Here is an 18,913-nt window from a genome sequence, read left to right as displayed (position 1 = left end):
GATCGGGCGGGACGGGCTAGGCCAGCGCGTTGACGATCGTGCCGAAGGCCGCCGGTAGGTGGTGGGCCGTGGGGACGATCAGGCGGGCCGTTCGTGGGCGGGAGCGGGCGGTGAGGAGGGTTTCGGTGAGGATGCGGTGGCGGCGGGACAACCGACGCCAGTCGGCTTCGTAGCGCTCGGGGCGGCCCGCGACGAGGGCGGCGACCAGGGCTTGGGCCGAGGCCAGGGCCAGCGCGATGCCCTCTCCGGTGAGCGCGTCGGTGTAGCCCGCCGCGTCGCCGACCAGCAGGACGCGGCCCGCGACCCGGGTGCGGACCCGGCGGCGCAGCGGCCCCGCACCGCGTACGTCGCCGGCCGCCGCGCCCGCCAGCCTGGCGCGCAGCGTGGGGAACGCGGCCAGGTGCTCGTGGTAGGGCCGCCCGCGCGGGCCCAGCACCGCGACGCCAACCAGGTCCGGCCCGACCGGCGTCACGTACGCCTCGCCGTGCGGCGACCAGTGCACCTCGACGAAGTCGGTCCACGGGGCGACCGCGAAGTGCCGGCGCAGCCCGTACCGCCGAGCGCGTCGATCCGGCACGGTGGGTCCGAGCGCGGCCCGGATCGGCGAGTGCAGGCCGTCCGCCGCTACCAGCCAGTGTGCGGTGAGGCCGGCGGCGGTCACCCCGTGCGCGTCCTGCCGCACGTCGCCGACCCGCCCGACCCGGTGTTCGACCCCCAGCGCCGACGCCCGTTCGTACAGTGCGGCGTGCAGCGTGGTGCGGCGCACGCCCAGGCCGGGCCCGGCCCGGAACCGGGCCTCGACCGCGTGCCGGTCGTCCAGGTATCGGATCCCGGCCAACGGCCGGCCGGCGGGCACGACGCCCAGCCGGGCGAGCGCGGTCACGCCCGTGGGCATCAGCCCCTCGCCGCACGCCTTGTCCACCGGCGCCGGCCGCGGTTCCACCACGACCACCCGCAGTCCGGCGAGCGCCCCGTGGATCGCGGTGGCCAGGCCGGCCGGTCCGCCGCCCGCCACGAGCAGGTCGATCACGCGGTCGCCGCCGAGAGCGCGGCCGACTCGCAGCGGATCCGGACCACCATCAGCGCGGCGTTGAGGCCGGTGAACACGAACGCGGTGACCCACGCGCCGTGCACGAGGGGCAACGCCAGGCCCTCGACCGCGACCGCGAGGTAGTTCGGGTGCCGCAGCCAGGTCGATCGATACGGCCCGCTGTGCACCAGCGGCAGCCCCGGAACCACCACCACCCGGGTGTTCCAGTGCGGCCCGAGCGCGGTGATGCACCACCAGCGCAGCGCCTGCGCGGCGAGCACGAAGGCGACCATGGTCCACCCGAACCACGGCACGAACGGCCGATCGCCAAGCCAGACTTCGAGCACACACGCGGCCAACAGGCCGACGTGCAGCACGACCATCGGCGGGTAGTGCCGCCCTCCGCTGACCACACCGCCCCGGGCCAGGCTCCAGGCCAGGTTGCGCCGGGCCACCACCAACTCGGCGAGCCGTTCGAGGGCGACCAGGCCGACCAGGCCGAAGTACCAGTACATCGCGACCTACCACTCCACCAGGACGAGTTCGGAGCAGAACCCCGGGCCCATCGCGATCATCAGGCCCGGGGTACCGGGCTCGGGTCGGGCGGCCATCGTGTCGCGCAGCACGTGCAGCACCGAGGTGGACGACAGGTTTCCCGTCGCGGCCAGCGAACGCCAGGTCAGGTCCAGCGCGCCGGCCGGGAGTTCGAGCGTCTCGGCGACGGCTTCGAGCACCTTGGGGCCGCCCGGGTGGCATACCCACGCGGTGATGTCGGCCGTGGTCAGTTCGTGTTCGGCGAGGAAGGAGCGCACGTCGCCGGCCAGATACTCGTGGACCACGTCGGGCACGTTCGCGCCGAGCACGATCCGAAAGCCGGAGCCGCCCACGTCCCAGCCCATCACCCGCGCCGAGTCCGGATACATCCGACTGCGGCCGGCCACCACCCTGGGGCCGTGTCCCGGGCCGGTGCGCGCGTCCCCGCAGGCGACCACCGCCGCCGCGCCGTCGCCGAACAGCGCACCCGCGACCAGGTTGGCGATCGAGGCGTCGGCGCGTTGCACGGTGAGCGAGCACAACTCGACCGAGACCAGCAGCGCGACGTGCTCGGGCCAGCCGCGCAGGTAGTCGTGTACCCGGGCGATCCCGGCGGCGCCGGCGACGCAGCCGAGGCCGAAGACCGGCAGTCGCTTGACGTCGGGGCGCAGGCCGAGCCGGCCGACCAGGCGGGCGTCGATCGAGGGCACCGCGAGCCCGGTCACCGTGGTGAACACGATCAGGTCCACGTCGCGCGCGCTCAGTCCGGCCGCGCCGAGTGCGGACTCGATCGCCTCGGCCGCGAGGTCGACCGCGACCTCCAGGTAGGCGTCGTTGGCCGCGCCGAAGTCGTCCAGCTTGGCGTAGTGGTCCAGGGGCAGGGCCAGGTGGCGGGTGTCCACCCGAGCACTCGCGTGCAGCCGGTCCAGGACCCGGCGATCGGCGCCGGTCGGCAGGCACAGCGCCGCGAACGCCTCGGTGATCTCGGCTTGTGGGTAACGGTGCGGCGGCAGGGCACCACGGACGGCGGCGATGCGGGTCACGACGAACCCCCACGGGATGAAGGAACGAGAAAACCGGACGGCGGAGGGCGGCGATCGGAACCGCCGGCGTTGGGGAACGCTGGAACAGTGCCCAGCGGGAACAGCGAACCCACGTCGTTTGCCCGCGCTCGTGGCCCGCATGCGCCGGTCCCGCGCCCGACCCTCCCGGAAAGGTCCCCCACGTGAGCGAAGCCGCAACGTCGAGCCACTCGACCGTGATCACCACCCGTCCGCACGAACATGCCCCGCTCGTCGGTCTCCTGCTCGCCTGCCATCCGGGCCCGACCGTCGCCGTCACGGCCCTGGTGACGACCCTGGCCGCCGCCGCGGGCCGGGACGCCGGGGGTTGCGTGCTGGTCGGCGCGGCGGTGCTCAGCGGGCAGTTGTCGGTCGGCTGGTGCAACGACGCGGTGGACGCCGCCCGCGATCGATCGGCCGGGCGGACCGGCAAGCCGGTGGTGGCCGGGCTGGTCGGGGCCGAACGGGTGGCCCTGGCCGCCCGGTCCGCGCTCGTGGTGTGCCTGCCGCTGTCCTTCGCGTCGGGGCCGGCGGCGGGCACCGCGCATCTGGTCGGGGTGGGCGCCGCGTGGGCCTACAACCTCGGGGTCAAGGGCACCGCCTGGTCCTGGGTGCCCTACGCGGTCGGCTTCGCCGGCCTGCCGGCGTTCGTCGCGTTCGGGCTGCCCGGACGGCCCGGGCCCACGTGGTGGGTGGTCGGCGCCGGCGCGCTGCTGGGCTGCGGGGCGCATCTGGCCGACGCGCTGCCGGACCTGGCGGGCGACCGGGCGACCGGCGTACGCGGCCTGCCGCACCGACTCGGGCCGGCCGGCATCCGCACGCTCGCCCCGCTGCCGCTGCTCGGCGCCACCGCGCTGCTCGCGTACGGCCGCCCGGACCGGGCCGGACGACTCGCCCTGGTCGGCGCCGGCGCCCTGACGGGTGCGGGTGCGCTGCTCGGCGGTCGGGGGCCCCGGGTCCCGTTCGCCGCCGCGATCGCCGTCGCCGCGATCGACGTGGCCCTGCTGCTGCGCCGGGGTACCGGCATCGCCCGATCCGGAGCCCGCCGGGTCCGCCGGGTCCACCGGGCATCACGCCAATGCGCGTAGACCGTGGCCGACCAGAGCCGTTTCGGTATGTCCTATAAAAGCACCTGATCGGATGAAATAAACTGACCCCTGCTTAACAATCTGTCAAATTGGATCTTCGTATTTAACAATCTGTCCCATTGTCCAGTTCAGAGCACCAGGAAATCATTCATGCCCATAGCTCGATCCCGGTTTGGCCCAAACCGCCCGCAGATCGGGCAACGTGAGCCAGCCCGAGCCGTGCCGGCCCCCCTGTTGTCCCCGCATACCTGGAGGAACCCGCACATGAGCGGACGCCTTACCCACCGCCGCCTGATCGCCTGCGCCGCAACCTTGATCGCGGGCTCCATGCTCTTGACCGGCTGTGGGGACGACGGCGGCGACAGCGCACTCGGCAAGAAGGACGAGAACGCGCCGTTCTTCAAGATGCTCCCGCCCGACGTGCAGAAGTCCGGCAAGCTCAAGATCGGCTCGGAGATCGCGTACGCGCCGATCGAGTTCATGAAGGACGGCAAGGCGGTCGGCGTCGACCCCGAGCTGGCCGCCGCGCTCAGCAAGCAACTCGGCGTCAAGTACGAGTACAAGAACTCGCAGTTCGACTCGCTGATCACCGGGATCACCTCCAAGCGCTTCGACATGGTCATGTCCGCGATGACCGACAAGAAGGAACGCCAGGGCCAGGGGCTGGCGTTCGTGGACTACTTCCGCGCCGGTACCTCGATCCTGGTGCAGAAGGGCAACCCGCAGAACATCAAGACCCTCGACGACCTGTGCGGCAAGACCGTCGCGCTGCAGCAGGCGACGACCAACGAGGACGTCGCGATCGCCCAGTCCAAGAAGTGCGAGGAAGCGGGCAAGGGCGCGATCACGATCCAGAAGTACGAGCACGACGGCGAGGCCCTGCTCAAGCTCAAGACCGGCGCCTCGGTCGCCGACCTCAACGACTTCCCGGTCGCCGCCTACAACGCGCAGACCTCCGGTGACGGCAAGGACTTCGAGGTCACCGGCGAGCAGGTCGACGCCGGCCTGTACGGCATCGGTGTCGGCAAGGACAACCAGCAGCTCCAGCAGGCGCTCAAGTCCGCTCTGGAGGCCCTGATCAAGAACGGCGAGTACGCCAAGATCCTGGGCAACTGGAAGGTCGAGGCCGGCGCCGTCACCGAGGTCACCATCAACGGCGGCACCTCCTGATCCCGGGGTCCGGCCCCGCCCGCCCGGCGGGGTCGGACCCGGCGGACCGTGCCATCGGTCCACCCGCGCCCGCCCCCGCACTCGTGCTCCAAGAGGAGGTCACCTTCCCGTGACCACGCCCGACACCCCCGCCGCCGACAAGCAGCCGGCCAAGCGGGAACACATCAAAGCGATCCCGGTGCCGCACTACGGGCGTTGGGTCGCCGCCGTCGTGGTCCTGGTCCTGGTCGGCCTCCTGATCAACGCGTTCGCGACCGCGAAGATCCAATGGAGCATGACCGGCAAGTACCTGTTCGACGACCAGATCATGAAGGGCGCCGGCAACACGCTCCTGATCAGCCTCGCCTCGATGGCGCTCGGCCTGCTCCTGGGCATCGTCGCGGCGATCATGCGGCTGTCCGGCAACCCGGTCACCTCGACCGTCTCCTCGGTCTACATCTGGTTCTTCCGCGGCACGCCGGTCCTGGTCCAGTTGCTCATCTGGGGCAACCTCGCGCTGGTCTTCCCGACCATGTTCGGCAGCAACACCAACGACGTGATCACCCCGTTCATGGCGGCCTTCCTCGGTCTGGGCATCAACGAGGGCGCGTACATGGCCGAGATCGTGCGCTCGGGCATCCAGTCCGTCGACGAGGGACAGACCGAGGCCGCGCACGCGCTCGGCATGTCCAAGGGCCGCACCCTGTGGCGGATCGTGCTGCCGCAGGCGATGCGGGTGATCGTGCCGCCGACCGGCAACGAGTTCATCAACATGCTCAAGACGTCCTCGCTGGCCAGCGCGGTGGTCTACCCCGAGGTACTGCAGAAGGCCAAGGACGTGTACACCAACAACCTCGCCGTGATGGAGCTGCTCTTCGCGGCCTGTTTCTGGTACCTGCTGCTCACCACGGTCTTCAGCATCGGCCAGTACTACCTGGAGCGATACTTCTCGCGCGGGGCCAGCCGGGCGCTGCCGCCCACGCCGCTCCAGCGCATCCGGGCCAACCTGTTCCCCACCCGGCGTCCGGGGGTCGAGATCCGATGACGACCAGTTTCGAGAAGAACGCGCCCGAACCGGCCTCCGCCGGGCGGCAACCGATGGTCAAGGCCCAGGACGTCTGCAAGTCGTTCGGCTTCCTGGAGGTGCTCAAGGGCATCGACCTGGAGGTGGGCGCGGGCGAGGTGATGTGCATCGTCGGCCCCTCGGGTTCCGGCAAGTCCACCTTCCTGCGCTGTATCAACCACCTGGAGAAGATCAACGCCGGGCGGTTGTGGGTCGACGGCGAACTCGTCGGCTACCGGGAGAAGGACGGCAAGCTCTACGAACTCCGGGACAGCGAGGTCGCGCTCAAACGACGCGACATCGGCATGGTGTTCCAGCGGTTCAACCTGTTCCCGCACATGACCGCCGCGGAGAACATCATGGAGGCGCCCACCCAGGTCAAGGGCATCGCCAAGCCCGCCGCCCGGGAGCGCGCGCACCAACTCCTGGCCCGGGTCGGGCTGGCCGACAAGGCGAGCGCCTACCCCGCCCAGCTCTCCGGCGGCCAGCAGCAGCGGGTGGCCATCGCCCGGGCACTGGCGATGGACCCCAAGCTGATGTTGTTCGACGAGCCGACCTCGGCGCTCGACCCCGAACTGGTCGGCGAGGTACTGGACGTGATGCGCGACCTCGCCCGGGACGGCATGACGATGATCGTGGTCACCCACGAGATGGGCTTCGCCCGCGAGGTCGGCGACTCGCTGGTGTTCATGGACGACGGCGTCGTGGTCGAGGCCGGAGTGCCGCGCGAAGTGCTCGGCAACCCGCAACACGAGCGCACCAAGGCGTTCCTGTCCAAGGTGTTGTGACGCGGCTCGACGGTGACGTGACCGGGGCCGGCCCCGCACACCATGCTCCGTCCGGGGCGGATCACCGCCTCGGACGGAGCAATTCCGTTCGCGGTCCGGGCCCGGTGGGGTAGGGGCACAGGTGTCATCCCGGCTCGGGAGCCCGGGAATCCACACCGCGGAGGAATCCGGCATGCCGCACACCGCCGACCGCCTGGCCACACTGACCGGGCAGGTACTCGGCCGCCCCACACCGATCCGGATCCGGGCCTGGGACGGCAGCGAGGCGGGTCCGCCGGACGGTCCGGCACTCGTCGTGCGCAATCGACGCGCGCTGCGCCGACTGTTGTGGAAGCCGGGTGAGCTGGGCTTCGCCCGCGGTTGGGTGTCCGGCGACCTGGATGTGGACGGCGACCTCTACGACGCGCTCGACCGGCTGGTCGGCGTCGCCCTGCACCGCGACGAAACGCCGCCCGGGAGCAGCGCACCGGCCGGGGCGGTCGCGGCACGCCCCGAGCCGGGCCGGCCGGCGGTGCGGGCCGCGCTGGACGCGCTGCGGCCGATGGGCGCGGCGCTCGCGCTGACCGGGCTGCCGGTACCGCCGCCGGCGCCCGCCGAGGAGGTGCGCCGCCGCCGAGGCATCCTGCACAGCCTGCGCCGCGACCAGGAGGCGATCCGGTACCACTACGACGTCGGCAACGACTTCTACGCGCTGATCCTGGGCCCCTCGATGGTCTACTCGTGCGCCTACTGGGACCGCCCCGACGCGACGCTGGAGGACGCCCAGCGGGCCAAGCTCGACCTGGTCTGCCGCAAGCTGGCCCTGGGCCCCGGCATGCGCCTGCTGGACGTGGGTTGCGGGTGGGGCTCGATGGCGCTGCACGCCGCCGAGCACTACGGCGTCCAGGTGGTCGGCATCACCATCTCCTACGAACAGGCCGAACTGGCCCGCAAACGCGTCTCCGAGGCGGGTCTGACCGGCCGGGTCGAGATCCGGACCCAGGACTACCGCGAACACGCCGACGGCCCCTACGACGCGATCTCCTCGATCGGCATGGCCGAACACGTGGGCCGGATCCGCTTCCGCGAGTACGCCGACATCCTCTACGAACTCCTGGCCCCCGGCGGCCGGTTGCTCAACCACCAGATCGCCCGCCGCCCGGCGCCGAACGAAGCGACCTACCACGTCGACGAGTTCATCGACCGCTACGTCTTCCCGGACGGCGAACTGACCCCGGTGGGCAGCACGGTGTCGGTCCTGGAGGAGGCGGGCTTCGAGGTCCGCGACGTACACGCGCTGCGCGAACACTACGCGACCACGCTCCGCGCCTGGGTGGCCAACCTGGAGGCCGCCGGCGACCGCCCCGCCCACCTCACCTCACCCGGCCGGGCCCGCGTCTGGCGCCTCTACATGGCCGCCTCGGCCCTGGCCTTCGAACAGAACCGCATCGGCGTGAACCAGATCCTGGCCGTCAGGACACCGACGTCGGGGTGCTCGGGGATGCCACCGACCCGCACGCTGTGAGCGGTTGAGCGCTCGGTCGGGGCGGGCGATAGGGTCGCGGCGTGACGGACGGGCTCGGGGCGGGCGACGGTGGGGCGGAGCGGACGGGGGCGGATGCTTCGGGTCGGTTCCGGGCGGTGCCGTCGGTGGGCCACAACGCATCGACCGCACGTCGCGTCGTCTCGCTCGCGGCCTTCGTGCAACAGTGCGGCGGCGGCCCCGAGGGCATGCGCGAAGTGGCGGCCATGGTCGATCTCCCGGTGGAGGAGGTCGCCACGGCGGTCGAGGATGCCGCGCCCTATCGCATCGTGCTGGTGTGCGTGCGGCCCGGCGACCCGGTCTTCGGGGTGGACATCTCGCATTTCGAGCCGCGTTGGGCCAGGGTGGGCAGCCCCGACGTACAACGCTGGTTCCAGGAGATCGGCTTCGACCCCGACGGCGACGAGGTTCGGGTACAGGTGTCGGTGCACCCGGGAGAGCTGCCGGCCGAATACACGTCGATGCGCACGCACTCGCTGTACTCGTTGAGTGTGTGGGACGCGATGGCGTTGCGTGTCGCGCAGGGCAGGGTCGAGGCAGGCGGGTTCGGGCCGGGGCGATCGACGGGCGGGGCCGCGGTGCCGGTCGGCGATCCGGTCTGCGAAGCCCTGACGGCGATCGTCCGCGCGTTGGTCGACGGCCACGGCTGGTGGCCCGGTGACGCGTTTTGCTGGGTGGAGTGGGCGGTTCTCCCGTTCGTGGCGGGTTCGACCGGCGCGGAGGGCATGCGCTTCCTCGGTCGCGGCAGCGCCCTCGACTGGGCCGACCTGGTCGAAGCCGGGAAGGACGACCTGGCGGGCCTCGCCGATCTGATCGAGCGGGCCGCGTTCGCCCCCGCACCGGTCGATCCCGCGTAGGTCGCGGCGGCGATCGGTGCGTGGGGGCCGCGCTGTCCTGCCGGTTGGCACGGCCGGTGGGTGGCGAGCCGACCACCGACGAACTCGCGGCGACGGTCCGGGACAGGTACGCGCATGCCTTGTCGGTCCCACGCGTGCCGAAGCCGAGCGTCGCGGCAAGGGGTCGCCGGGGGACGCGATTCGCGAGGCCATGGGGCGACTTCATGCACCCGCCGACAACGACGGGAACCGGGTTCCCGCTGCCGAGCTTGTTCCGGCCGTCGCGTTGACCTACCGGGGCCGACTCCGAGGTCGGAACAGCCCCGACACCGCGTGACTTCGCGAGTCGAGGCTGCTCCTGCGGTGCTTGCTGCGGGAGCCGCTCAGCGACTCGACGCCGCCCCGCGGTTCACCCGACCGCGCGGCCCGGTGTGCCACGTCCACTGGCCGTCCACGGTCAGCGTGACGCCATGCTGCTCGCGTGGGGGTTCACCCCGCGCCCGCCACGCTTGGTAGGCGGCCTCGATCTCCCGCCACAGATCGCGCGGCCCGCCCTCGTTGACCTCGAACGCGCGGGCGTCCGGTACGTAGTCGACGGCTGCCCAGGACTCCCCGTCGACGTACCACGTGGTGAACTCCCCGGCCCGCGCGCCCGATCCGAAGAACGTGCGTTGCTCGACATCGGGCAGCCGAAGGCCGATCGCGAAGTCCGCGTGCTCCTCCTGAAGGGGGCGCGGATCCGTCGTCGTGTGGCGGACCCTGCCCGCGTTCGGATCCGCGATCACATCGCCCACGAAACGCCGCGCCTCGAACCTCGGCCGCTGCGAGCGGGCCCACATGAAGTTGACGTTTCCCACGAACCGGCCCGACGCCGTGCCGTCGTCCGCGACGACCAGACGCAGAAGCCCGGAGTTGTGGAAGGCCGTGCCCCAGGGCGTAAGAATCACCCCTCCGGGCCGGACCTGCTCCACCCACGCGTAGGGCACGTTCCGCACCGCCATGGCGGCGATGAGGCGATCGTAGGGAGCCCCCTCCTGGTATCCGCGCAACCCGTCGCCGACGATCAGGGTCGGCCTCGAATCGGCGGCACGCAAGGACTCCTGCGCCTGGATCGCCACGAGGGGATCCACTTCGACCGAGGTCACCCGGCCGGCCGTGAGCGCGGTGGCCAACAACGCGGTGGACCACCCGGTACCGGTCCCGATTTCGAGAATCTCGTGATCCGGGTCGACGTCGAGTTGTTCGAGCATGAGCCGCACGAGCGAGGGTTGCTACGCCGACGACGTCGGGATCAGGCTCCCGCCCGGCATGCCGTCATCCATCTGGGTGACAAGCGGGATGTCGGCCGCCACGACCTCCGCCCACGCCTCGGGATCGACGTCCCGGTCGATCCGGGCGTCGTCGCTCCTCCACACCACCGCCGGGACGTACGAGCGCCGGGGCGTCGCCGCGAACACGGCGTCCCAGTCGACCGAGGCGCTCACTGGTCCTTCTCCTTCTCCTTGTCCTGGTCCTTGTCCTTGTCTTTGGGCGGCACGGGCCTGTCCCACCGGCCATCGCACTGCCGATGGGGGGTCTTGGCGTCGCCGTCCTTGTCGTCTTTGGCGTGGTCCGCCATCGTCGTGCCTTCCGAGTCGGTGGGTGTCGGGTCGTTGTCGGTCGGTGGCGGCATCGGTATCGCCGTCATCACCCCTCCTCTTCGTCGAGCGGAAACGGAGGCTCCGACCAATCGGCCACGGCGCCCAACAGGCAGCCGACGCGCTCCAGATCGGACAACAACGCGAACCACTCGGCGCCGACCGGCGGTCGCACCGTCGCCAACATGCCCTGGTCCACAGCGCACAACTCCGCGAGCGTGCCGTCCGGCCGAAGGGTCGCGTCTTCCGCACCGACGTATCTCACGCTCCGGTACAGAATCGGCGTAGGCGGCCGAAGAATGACCAAATCCCCAACCCGGCAAGCGAATTCGATCCCACTGCGCAGCCGGAGGTGAACCTGCCGCCCCCGCACATCCATAAGCACACCCTCGCGCCCCGAATACGCGTCGCGACACCACGCATGCCGATAGCGCTCGAAGAACGCCCACCCCCGATCGAGATCCTCCTGCGTACTCCCCGAAGCCCGCTGTCGAGTGGTCATCGCACGTTCCGTCCCCCCGAGCGCACCACACGGAACCGAACCGACAACCGCCAGGTCCACAACAAACGAAGGTACGACCGAACTCGCGGCCTCCGGGGTGGGATGAACGCAGCACTATCGGCTTCCGCCGCGCCGACCCACTCCCGAACCAGCAGGCTCAACCGCTCGTCCTGCCAGTCGCGATCCACCACCGGCACAGGTCCCGAACCGCGTTGAGTCCACCCGAATTGATATGTCATCGTGGGCACGTGTCCTTTCTGTGAGGCACGCGGGGAGTGGGGCGACTCGCCAAAGTTGAGCCCCACTCCCTACGCCCGTCGCAGCCCCATCCTTCGGCCTGCGACGTTTTGAGCAAGGGGAGTTGCCTCTCCGTTCCGTACACAGTCCGTCGCTCTACGTCCCCATCATGGGGCGGGAGAGCTAGCCTGTGCATCTCGGCACCGTTACCGATTTGCGGTGGAACGGAAGGGGGAACACCCGTGCGATATCAAGAAAAGGACGTCGATCCCAAAGGCTCGCCACGCCAGATGTATGGGCGCGAGATCCGGGTCAAGCGCAACAACCTCGGGATGTCACTGACGGCGTGCGCGTCGGTTCTGGGCTACAGCAAGGCATCGCTGTCCCGGTACGAGACCGGCGAGAGCCCCATTCCGCCGGACATGCCCGCCAGGCTGGATATCGCGTTCGAGACGGACGGGTTGTTCGGACGGCTGTACGAGATGGTGGAGCACGATCAATTCCCGGACCGCTACCGGGCGTTCATGGCAATCGCGGCGAGTGCCACTGGGATCCTGCAATACGCCGGGGACACCGTGCCGGGGCTATTGCAGACGCCGGGCTACGCTCGGGCGCAGTTCGTCGGCTTCGAACCCGGGGCGCCGGCAGCCGAGATCGAACGACGCGTCCTCGCGCGGACGAATCGGCAACGCATCTTCACTCGGGAACACCCACCGCAGTACGGCGCGATCATTGACCAAGCTGCCATCAGTCGGCCGATCGGTGGTCCAGCGATCATGCAAGCACAACTCGAAGTGCTGTTGCCCCGAATGGACACACAGTTCGGCACGATCCAAGTCCTACCTTTCAGCTCAGGAGCCCACACACTGCTGGGCGGATCGCTGACCCTCTTGGCTCCGCCGGACAGTGAACCGGTCGCATACCTCGAAGGCAGCCACACTGGCCAGTTGCGCGAGGATCCTGCTGCTGTCGCAGGGTTTCAGGCGGCGTACGATCGCCTACGCGCCTACGCCCTTTCCCCGAAGGAGTCGGCAGCGATGATCCGGGCAGTCATCAAGGAGCTGGAAGCATGCAAGGGACCCGCGACGCAAGCATCACAACGTGGCGCAAGAGCACGTACAGCAACGGAGATCAAGGCGACTGCGTCGAGGTCCGCGATGATCTCCCGGGCGTCGTCCCGATCCGCGACTCGAAGGACCCGAGCATCGGATACCTGACGATCGGCGCGGCATCCTGGACGGCGCTGACCGACGCACTCCGCGACTGACCCGGTCCTGACCGCACCCGCGTTCTACGCGATGCGCAATCGGTCGGCGAGAGCCAGTAGTTGCGTCGGCCTGCGGCGTTCGCGCGAGATCAGGTCCGCGACGACTCGGCGGGACGTGCCGTGGTAGCGCATCCATTCGGGGGCGGTGTGTTCGGCCTTGAGGATGGCGCGGGTTGCCCGGTCGTCGTTGGCGAGGTCGATGTGGATGCGGTCGGTGCCGATCCGGGCGGCGGCGTTGGCGAGGCCCGGCTCACCCGCCTTCCGCTCCCCGTGCCTCGAACTTCTCGTGGCACAGGGAGCGTCGGCGGTTCTCTCGATGAGGGCCTTCAGACGGTGTCGACCCAGAAGGCTTCGATCCAGCGTGCCTGACCGGTGCTACCGATCCAGTAGGCACCGACCCACGGCCACCCCCACGGATACCCCGATTCGGGCTGGAAATAGGTGCCCCCTTGCCAGCCGACATCTTGTATGTGGCCGGCTGCCACGACCGAGTTCGGTCCGGAGTTGAAGAAGGCCAGCTCCTCCAAAGGCTGCAAAAGCGGGGTATACATGACTACCGAGGCGTCTGCATTATTGTCGTCGAAGCTGAGGGGAAATATCGACCCATAGCCGAAATCGCTCCAATGACCTCGGAGTCCCAGGTTGTAGCCGAACGGCGGATGCTGGTACCACAGAAACTGAACGGCGACGATGGGGTCGTTATTGCCTGCATTCCCCACATAACCGGGATTTAGCACATCATTGGAGAGTTTCCAGTCCCCCCAGACCTGCGTATTGCTCCGGCTCAGTGCGCGGTACCACAGGGTGCCACCGTCGGCACTGCGGGCCGACCCTGCCGGAGCGGCCTCTCGCCGCATCTTGGACAAGGTCTCGGCGGGGACCTTGACCCTCGCCCCACCGTCCCGGTCGGCACTCTTGGGGACGACGAACCTCTCCCCGCCCAGGGTGATCGTCTTGGTGGATTCTTCGTTCGCCTGAGCCGAAGCCGGGACGATTGCCCCCGCCAGTCCTATCAGGGAAGCCGCCAGCAATACGGCAATTCTTCGCATGGAAAACCCAATCGCAGATTGAAGTTAATTGATTAAGTCATCCATACTCGAACGCGTCAAGGCTGCATTTTCGGCCAGCAGAATTGCCCTGTAATCGACTACATACCCGCCATAATGTGATTCCCCGGCGTCCGGTCACCGGCCCGGACTCGGCTCGTTTCCCTCACGCGCCGAACATGTCGCGGCACGCCGCCAGTCCCTCGATCTCGGCCGGGATCGTGCGGTGTTCGAGCCAGGCGTCCCTCGTCAGGCGCAGGCGTTGCAGGGGGCGCGGGGTGTCGTCCTCGTTGTGCAGGACGTCGAGGCCATCGTCGGCGTAACCCAGGCGTCGCGACACCGCGAGGGAGGGGGCGTTGTCCGGGAAGGCGGACGAGACGGCCCAGTGTGCGCCGAGGCCGGCGAAGGCCAACTCCAGGATCGCGGCCCGCATTTCGGTGCCGAAGCCGCGCCCCTGGTGGGCCTGTCCCAGCCACGATCCGGAGGAGACCTCGCGCCGACGGGCGAAGTCCTTGGCGCCGCAGTCCTGGGTACCGATGATCACGCCGTCGTGGACGACCGCGAGGAGCAGTCGCCAGTTCTCCGGCTGCCAGTTCGCCCACGTGGCCCAGTAGTGCTTGAGGCCGTTGCGGGCGAAGGCCGGTTGTGGCTGACGTGTCCACGGCTCGCTGAAGGGCATCCGGTCGGGCGCGTGGATGCCGCGCGCGGCCAGTTCCACCAGCTCCACCAGGTCGTCCTGGCTCGCCGTACGCAGTTCCAGTCGGGGCGTGGTCACTCGCAGGCCGAACACGGGCCAATGGTCAGTCAGCATGGTCGATTCTCGACGCCACACACGGTCCCACGCGAGCGAATTCCGCCGCCGAGACGGCCCGCTACCGCGCTCCCGCCGCCGGCGCCAGCCCATGCAGCAGCAGGTCGGCGAACGCGTCGCCGACCTGTCGCGGCGACATCGGGCCGTCGAGCTGATACCAGCTGTTGAGGTGGTGGACGCCGCCGAAGAAGTTGTGGGTGGCGATGTCGGCCGACACGTCCGCGCGCAACAGGCCCTCGTGCTGGCCCTGTTCGATCAGCGAGCGGAAGCGGTCGTGGTAGCGCCGCCGCTCGGCCCGGATCTCGTTGCGCTTGTCCGGCGCGAGCAGATGCATCGAGCGGAAGTAGACGACGGCGTCGTCGATGTTGCCCAGCGTGGTGACCACGACATCCGCCGCCGCCTCGCGCAGGCGGTCCACGACCGGCTCGGAGCCGTCCGCGATGGTGTTCAGCCGCTCGGTCTGCATCGCGAGCACCCGGTGGTAGATCTCCACCAGGAGGTCGTCCTTGGACGCGTAATAGTGGTACATCGCGCCCTTGGTGACGCCGGCGGCGGCCACGATCTCCTGGACCGAGGTGCTCTCGAAGCCCCGCTCGGCGAACATCCGCGAGGCGATCCGCAACAGTCGCTGGGGCAGGGGCGCCCCGTCGACCTCGGCCTCGGACCCAACCGGTGCCGCGTTGCCGCGACCTCTAGCCGCCATGATGTCCAACCTTTCGAGGGAGCGTTCGACGCTACCCTAGCCAAGATACCGACCGGTCGGTACCGTATTTTGCGCACGGTACGTTTCGCGCACCCTACGGCCACGAAACGTCCGCGCCGTCCGCGACCAGGGAGAGGCAGGCGCCGGTGGACTTCAGCTACGACGCACGGACCGAGGAACTGCGCGAGCGGCTGCTCGCGTTCATGGCCGAGCACGTGTACCCCGCCGAAGCCGTGTTCACCGAACAGGTGGCCGAGCCGGGTGCCGATCCGTGGGGCCGGCCGCCGGTGATCGAGGAGCTCAAGGTCGAGGCCCGCAAGCGCGGCCTGTGGAACCTGTTCCTGCCGGGCGCCGAGGGCGCGGGGCTGAGCAACCTCCAATACGCGCCGCTGGCCGAGATCGCCGGCCGCAGTCCGCACCTGGGCCCGGAGGCGCTCAACTGCGCCGCGCCGGACACCGGCAACATGGAACTGCTGCACGACTTCGGCACGCCCGAGCAGCAGGAGCAATGGCTGAAGCCGCTCCTGGAAGGCACCATCCGCTCGGCGTTCTGCATGACCGAGCCCGACGTCGCCTCCTCCGACGCCACCAACATCACCACGCGCATCGTGCGCGACGGCGACGAGTACGTGATCGACGGCCGCAAGTGGTGGTCCTCCGGCGCGATGGCGCCCACGTGCGAGATCCTGGTCGTGATGGGCAAGACCGACCCGGACGCGCCGCGCCACCGCCGGCAGAGCATGATCCTGGTGCCGCGCGACACCCCGGGCGTGCGGATCCGCCGCGGCATGCACGTCTTCGGCTACACCGACGGGCCGCACGGCGGGCACGCCGAGGTGGTCTTCGACAACGTACGGGTGCCCGCCGCGAACCTGGTCGGCAACGCCGGCGACGGCTTCGCCATCGCGCAGGCCCGGCTGGGCCCCGGCCGGATCCACCACTGCATGCGGCTGATCGGGATGGCCGAACGCGGCCTGGAGCTGATGTGCCGCCGAGTGGTCGCCCGCGAGGCGTTCGGCGGACCGCTCGCCGACCAGGGCGTGATCCAGGAGTGGATCGCCGAATCCCGGGTGCGCATCGAGCAGTTGCGCCTGCTCGTGCTCAAGACCGCGTGGCTGATGGACACCGTCGGCAACCGCGGCGCGCACCGGGAGATCCAGTCGATCAAGATCGCCACGCCGCTCACCGTCGAATGGATCCTGGACAAGGCCATCCAGGCGCACGGCGCCGGCGGCCTGTCCCAGGACTTCGTGCTCGCGTCGTTGTGGACGCACGCCCGCACACTGCGGCTGGCCGACGGGCCGGACGAGGTACACCGCCGTTCGCTCGCCCAGCGCGAGCTCAAGTCCTACCGAGAGGCAGCCGCCCAGTGAGTGACGCGTCCCGTCCCGTAGCCATCGTCACCGGCGCCAGCCGAGGCATCGGCCTGGGCATCGCCCAGGCCCTGGTCGCACGCGGCGACCGGGTCTGCGTGACCGCGCGCGGCGCGGACACACTCGCCGAGGTGGTCGCCTCGCTCGGCGGCCCCGAACACGCGATCGGCGTCGCCGGCAAGGCGCACGACCCGGCCCACCAGGACGCGGCGGTGACCGCGACCATGGAGGCGTTCGGCCGGATCGACATGCTGGTCAACAACGCCGGCATCAACCCGGTGTACGGCCCGCTGGTGGAACTCGACCTCGACGCCGGGCGCAAGATCCTGGAGGTCAACCTGCTCGCCGCGCTCGCCTGGACCCAGCGTGTGCACAAGGCGTGGCTGGGCGAGCACGGCGGCGCGATCGTCAACGTCTCCTCGCTGGCCGGCGAGCGGCCCGCCCACGGGATCGGCTTCTACGGCGTCAGCAAGGCCGCGCTGACCCACCTGACCGCCCAGCTCGCGAGCGAACTCGGCCCGCGGGTACGGGTGAACGCGGTGGCGCCGGCCGTGGTCAAGACGGTCTTCGCGAACGCGCTGTACGAGGGCCGCGAGGAAGAGGTCGCGGCGGCGTATCCGCTGGCCCGGCTCGGCGTGCCCGAGGACGTGGCCGGCGCGGTGGCGTTCCTGCTGTCCGAGCAGGCGAGCTGGATCACCGGTCAGACGCTGCTGGTCGACGGCGGCGTGAGCCTGTCCGGCGGCGTCTGATGACCGCGCTCGCCGGCGCCGGCGTGGTGATCACCGGCTCCGGCGCCGGGATCGGCGCGGCGCTGGCCCGGCGCTTCGCCGCCGACGGCGCCCGGGTGGTGGTCAACGACCTGGATCCGGACGCGTGCCGTGCCGTCGCCGCCGAGATCGACGGCATCGCGCTGCCCGGCGACGCGGCCGGCGAGGAGGGTGTCGCGGCGCTGGTCACCGGCGCCCGCAAGGCGCTCGGCGGCGAGATCGACATCTACTGCGCCAACGCCGGCATCGGCGAGGGCAGCGGCCTGGACGCCTCGGAGCAGTCCTGGGACCGCTCGTGGGACGTCAACGTGATGGCGCACGTACGCGCCGCCCGGCTGCTCACCCCGGCCTGGCTGGCCCGGGGGCGCGGCCATCTGGTCACCACGGTCTCCGCCGCGGGCCTGCTCACCATGCTGGACGCGGCGGCGTACTCGGTCACCAAGCACGCGGCCTACGCGTTCGCCGAGTGGATGTCGATCACCTACGGCGCCAAGGGCATCACCGTGCAGGCGGTCTGCCCGCTGGGGGTGCGCACCGCGCTGATGGGCGCGTCCGGCGAGGCGGCCCGGCTGCTCCTGGACGACGGGGCGATCAGTGCGGCGGAGGTCGCCGAGGTGGTCGCCGAGGCGATCACGGGCAACGCCCCGTTCCTGGTCCTGCCGCACCCCGAGGTGGCCCGGATGTACGCGGGCCGGGCCGCCGACCCGGATCGTTGGCTGGCCGGGATGCGCAGACTCCAGGCGCGACTGGAACAGGCGAAGGAAGACCGAGCGCGGGAGAACTGACCGCCGGACCCGGGGCCGAAGCACATCTTCGGCCCCGGGCGGGCTCATCCGCGTCGCAGCGCGGCCAACTGCTCGGCGAACGGCACCACTTCCTCGACCGGGTCGGGCCCGGCCGCGGCCTGCGGCAACCCCGCCGCGAGGTCGGCGAGTTCGCCACCCGCGCGGGCGATCCGCGCGGCCAGGTCGTCGCCGGCACCCGCCGACGTGCCCCAGTCCTCCGTCGCCGCGTAGACCGAGGTCGGTACGACCGCGGCCCGCAGGTAGGCGAACAGCGGGCGCAGCGCGTGCTCCAGGGCCAGCGAGTGGCGTGCGGTGCCGCCGGTCGCCGCGATCAGCACCGGCTTCCCGGTCAGCGCGGTGTTGTCCAACACGTCGAAGAACGACTTGAACAGCCCGCTGTAGGACGCGGTGAAGATCGGTGTGACCGCGATCAGGGCGTCCGCCCGGGTGACCGTGTCGATCGCCGCGCGCAGCCCCGGCGGCGGGAAGCCGGTGATCAGGTTGTGCGCGATGTCCACCGCGACGTCGCGTAGTTCGACCGTGTGCACGTCGACCTCGACGCCCCGATCGACCGACTGCCGCCTGGTCGCCTCGGCCAGTCGGTCGCCGAGCATGCGGGTGGACGAGGGTTTGCCCAGCCCGGCCGAGACGACCACCAGCTTGACCGGTTGCGCCATGGTGATCCCTGTTCCCTTCTCTGTCGTTGCGCCGGAT

Annotated in this window: 21 protein-coding genes and 1 pseudogene; 11 read left to right on the top strand and 11 right to left on the bottom strand. The window is 70.3% G+C overall.

The annotated features are described in order from the left end of the window. Positions 1-16 precede the first annotated feature (16 nt). From ACH4U8_RS25460 to ACH4U8_RS25450, 3 genes are read right to left on the bottom strand one after another with little or no spacing between them, the layout of a single operon-like run. The gene (locus ACH4U8_RS25460; protein ID WP_395780388.1) at positions 17-1,030 is read right to left on the bottom strand and encodes an NAD(P)/FAD-dependent oxidoreductase; all 1,014 of its coding nucleotides are present in this window, start codon (positions 1,028-1,030) and stop codon (positions 17-19) included. Then, positions 1,027-1,545 carry an isoprenylcysteine carboxyl methyltransferase family protein gene (locus tag ACH4U8_RS25455; RefSeq protein WP_395780386.1) on the bottom strand — a complete coding sequence of 173 codons (519 nt, stop codon included), beginning with the start codon at positions 1,543-1,545 and terminating at the stop codon, positions 1,027-1,029. The genes ACH4U8_RS25460 and ACH4U8_RS25455 overlap by 4 nt, the downstream gene beginning before the upstream one ends. 6 nt (positions 1,546-1,551) lie before the next feature. Continuing rightward, positions 1,552-2,607: a type III polyketide synthase gene (locus ACH4U8_RS25450; protein ID WP_395780384.1), complete on the bottom strand. Its 1,056-nt coding sequence runs from the start codon at positions 2,605-2,607 to the stop codon at positions 1,552-1,554. A 182-nt stretch (positions 2,608-2,789) separates the two neighbouring features. Here ACH4U8_RS25450 and ACH4U8_RS25445 point away from each other — a divergent pair, with 182 nt between their 5' ends. From ACH4U8_RS25445 to ACH4U8_RS25420, 6 genes are all read left to right on the top strand, one after another. Then, entirely contained in the window at positions 2,790-3,713 is a 924-nt protein-coding gene (locus tag ACH4U8_RS25445) for a UbiA family prenyltransferase (protein ID WP_395780382.1), read from the top strand. Positions 3,714-3,977: 264 nt separating this feature from the next. Continuing rightward, positions 3,978-4,883 (top strand): ABC transporter substrate-binding protein, encoded by a 906-nt coding sequence (locus ACH4U8_RS25440; protein WP_360313305.1) that lies wholly within the window; start codon positions 3,978-3,980, stop codon positions 4,881-4,883. 109 nt (positions 4,884-4,992) lie between these two features. Continuing rightward, positions 4,993-5,907, top strand: coding sequence for an amino acid ABC transporter permease (locus ACH4U8_RS25435; protein ID WP_360313307.1), 915 nt, complete (start codon positions 4,993-4,995; stop codon positions 5,905-5,907). 53 nt (positions 5,908-5,960) lie between these two features. Continuing rightward, on the top strand, positions 5,961-6,713 hold the full coding sequence (locus ACH4U8_RS25430; protein WP_360313442.1) for an amino acid ABC transporter ATP-binding protein: 753 nt from the start codon (positions 5,961-5,963) through the stop codon (positions 6,711-6,713). Between the two features lie 172 nt (positions 6,714-6,885). Next, positions 6,886-8,217 (top strand): class I SAM-dependent methyltransferase, encoded by a 1,332-nt coding sequence (locus ACH4U8_RS25425; RefSeq protein WP_395780380.1) that lies wholly within the window; start codon positions 6,886-6,888, stop codon positions 8,215-8,217. 41 nt (positions 8,218-8,258) lie between these two features. Further along, positions 8,259-9,092 carry a hypothetical protein gene (locus ACH4U8_RS25420; protein WP_395780378.1) on the top strand — a complete coding sequence of 278 codons (834 nt, stop codon included), beginning with the start codon at positions 8,259-8,261 and terminating at the stop codon, positions 9,090-9,092. 362 nt (positions 9,093-9,454) lie between these two features. On the opposite strand, the gene ACH4U8_RS25415 is transcribed toward ACH4U8_RS25420, so the two are convergent. From ACH4U8_RS25415 to ACH4U8_RS25400, 4 genes are read right to left on the bottom strand one after another with little or no spacing between them, the layout of a single operon-like run. After that, a complete protein-coding gene (locus tag ACH4U8_RS25415) occupies positions 9,455-10,330 on the bottom strand; it encodes a methyltransferase domain-containing protein (protein ID WP_395780376.1) in 876 nt (291 codons plus the stop codon). A gap of 12 nt (positions 10,331-10,342) precedes the next feature. Then, positions 10,343-10,555, bottom strand: a complete 213-nt coding sequence (locus tag ACH4U8_RS25410; protein ID WP_395780374.1) for a hypothetical protein — start codon at positions 10,553-10,555, stop codon at positions 10,343-10,345. Further along, positions 10,552-10,758 carry a hypothetical protein gene (locus ACH4U8_RS25405; protein WP_395780372.1) on the bottom strand — a complete coding sequence of 69 codons (207 nt, stop codon included), beginning with the start codon at positions 10,756-10,758 and terminating at the stop codon, positions 10,552-10,554. The genes ACH4U8_RS25410 and ACH4U8_RS25405 overlap by 4 nt, the downstream gene beginning before the upstream one ends. Further along, positions 10,758-10,973 (bottom strand): hypothetical protein, encoded by a 216-nt coding sequence (locus ACH4U8_RS25400; RefSeq protein ID WP_380020499.1) that lies wholly within the window; start codon positions 10,971-10,973, stop codon positions 10,758-10,760. The genes ACH4U8_RS25405 and ACH4U8_RS25400 overlap by 1 nt, the downstream gene beginning before the upstream one ends. Before the next feature lie 764 nt (positions 10,974-11,737). On the opposite strand from ACH4U8_RS25400, the pseudogene ACH4U8_RS25395 reads away from it, so the two are divergent. After that, positions 11,738-12,481 (top strand): annotated as a pseudogene (locus ACH4U8_RS25395) (helix-turn-helix domain-containing protein); the annotation flags it as partial. Positions 12,482-12,516: 35 nt separating this feature from the next. Further along, the gene (locus ACH4U8_RS25390; RefSeq protein ID WP_395780370.1) at positions 12,517-12,714 is read left to right on the top strand and encodes a DUF397 domain-containing protein; all 198 of its coding nucleotides are present in this window, start codon (positions 12,517-12,519) and stop codon (positions 12,712-12,714) included. A gap of 326 nt (positions 12,715-13,040) precedes the next feature. Here ACH4U8_RS25390 and ACH4U8_RS25385 read toward each other — a convergent pair whose 3' ends face one another. The 3 genes from ACH4U8_RS25385 to ACH4U8_RS25375 form a co-directional block, all read right to left on the bottom strand. Beyond that, positions 13,041-13,763, bottom strand: coding sequence for a hypothetical protein (locus tag ACH4U8_RS25385; protein WP_360313319.1), 723 nt, complete (start codon positions 13,761-13,763; stop codon positions 13,041-13,043). Between the two features lie 163 nt (positions 13,764-13,926). Then, positions 13,927-14,550, bottom strand: a complete 624-nt coding sequence (locus tag ACH4U8_RS25380; RefSeq protein WP_395780368.1) for a GNAT family N-acetyltransferase — start codon at positions 14,548-14,550, stop codon at positions 13,927-13,929. Positions 14,551-14,632: 82 nt separating this feature from the next. Further along, positions 14,633-15,274: a TetR/AcrR family transcriptional regulator gene (locus ACH4U8_RS25375; protein ID WP_360313323.1), complete on the bottom strand. Its 642-nt coding sequence runs from the start codon at positions 15,272-15,274 to the stop codon at positions 14,633-14,635. Positions 15,275-15,420: 146 nt separating this feature from the next. Between ACH4U8_RS25375 and ACH4U8_RS25370 the strand changes: the two genes are divergently transcribed. The 3 genes from ACH4U8_RS25370 to ACH4U8_RS25360 are packed head-to-tail and all read left to right on the top strand — an operon-like array spanning position 15,421 to position 18,199. Then, positions 15,421-16,647, top strand: coding sequence for an acyl-CoA dehydrogenase family protein (locus tag ACH4U8_RS25370; RefSeq protein WP_360313325.1), 1,227 nt, complete (start codon positions 15,421-15,423; stop codon positions 16,645-16,647). After that, positions 16,644-17,396, top strand: coding sequence for an SDR family oxidoreductase (locus tag ACH4U8_RS25365; protein WP_395780366.1), 753 nt, complete (start codon positions 16,644-16,646; stop codon positions 17,394-17,396). Before ACH4U8_RS25370 ends, ACH4U8_RS25365 begins: the two co-directional genes overlap by 4 nt. Further along, positions 17,396-18,199, top strand: a complete 804-nt coding sequence (locus ACH4U8_RS25360) for an SDR family oxidoreductase (protein ID WP_395780364.1) — start codon at positions 17,396-17,398, stop codon at positions 18,197-18,199. Before ACH4U8_RS25365 ends, ACH4U8_RS25360 begins: the two co-directional genes overlap by 1 nt. A 44-nt stretch (positions 18,200-18,243) precedes the next feature. On the opposite strand, the gene ACH4U8_RS25355 is transcribed toward ACH4U8_RS25360, so the two are convergent. Further along, a complete protein-coding gene (locus ACH4U8_RS25355; protein ID WP_360313331.1) occupies positions 18,244-18,876 on the bottom strand; it encodes an FMN reductase in 633 nt (210 codons plus the stop codon). Positions 18,877-18,913 lie beyond the last annotated feature (37 nt).

The organism is Embleya sp. NPDC020886, assembly GCF_044333915.1.
GTDB lineage: Bacteria > Actinomycetota > Actinomycetes > Streptomycetales > Streptomycetaceae > Embleya.
The sequence above is the reverse complement of the archived record's forward strand: the minus strand, read 5'-3'. Positions and strand labels throughout refer to the sequence as shown.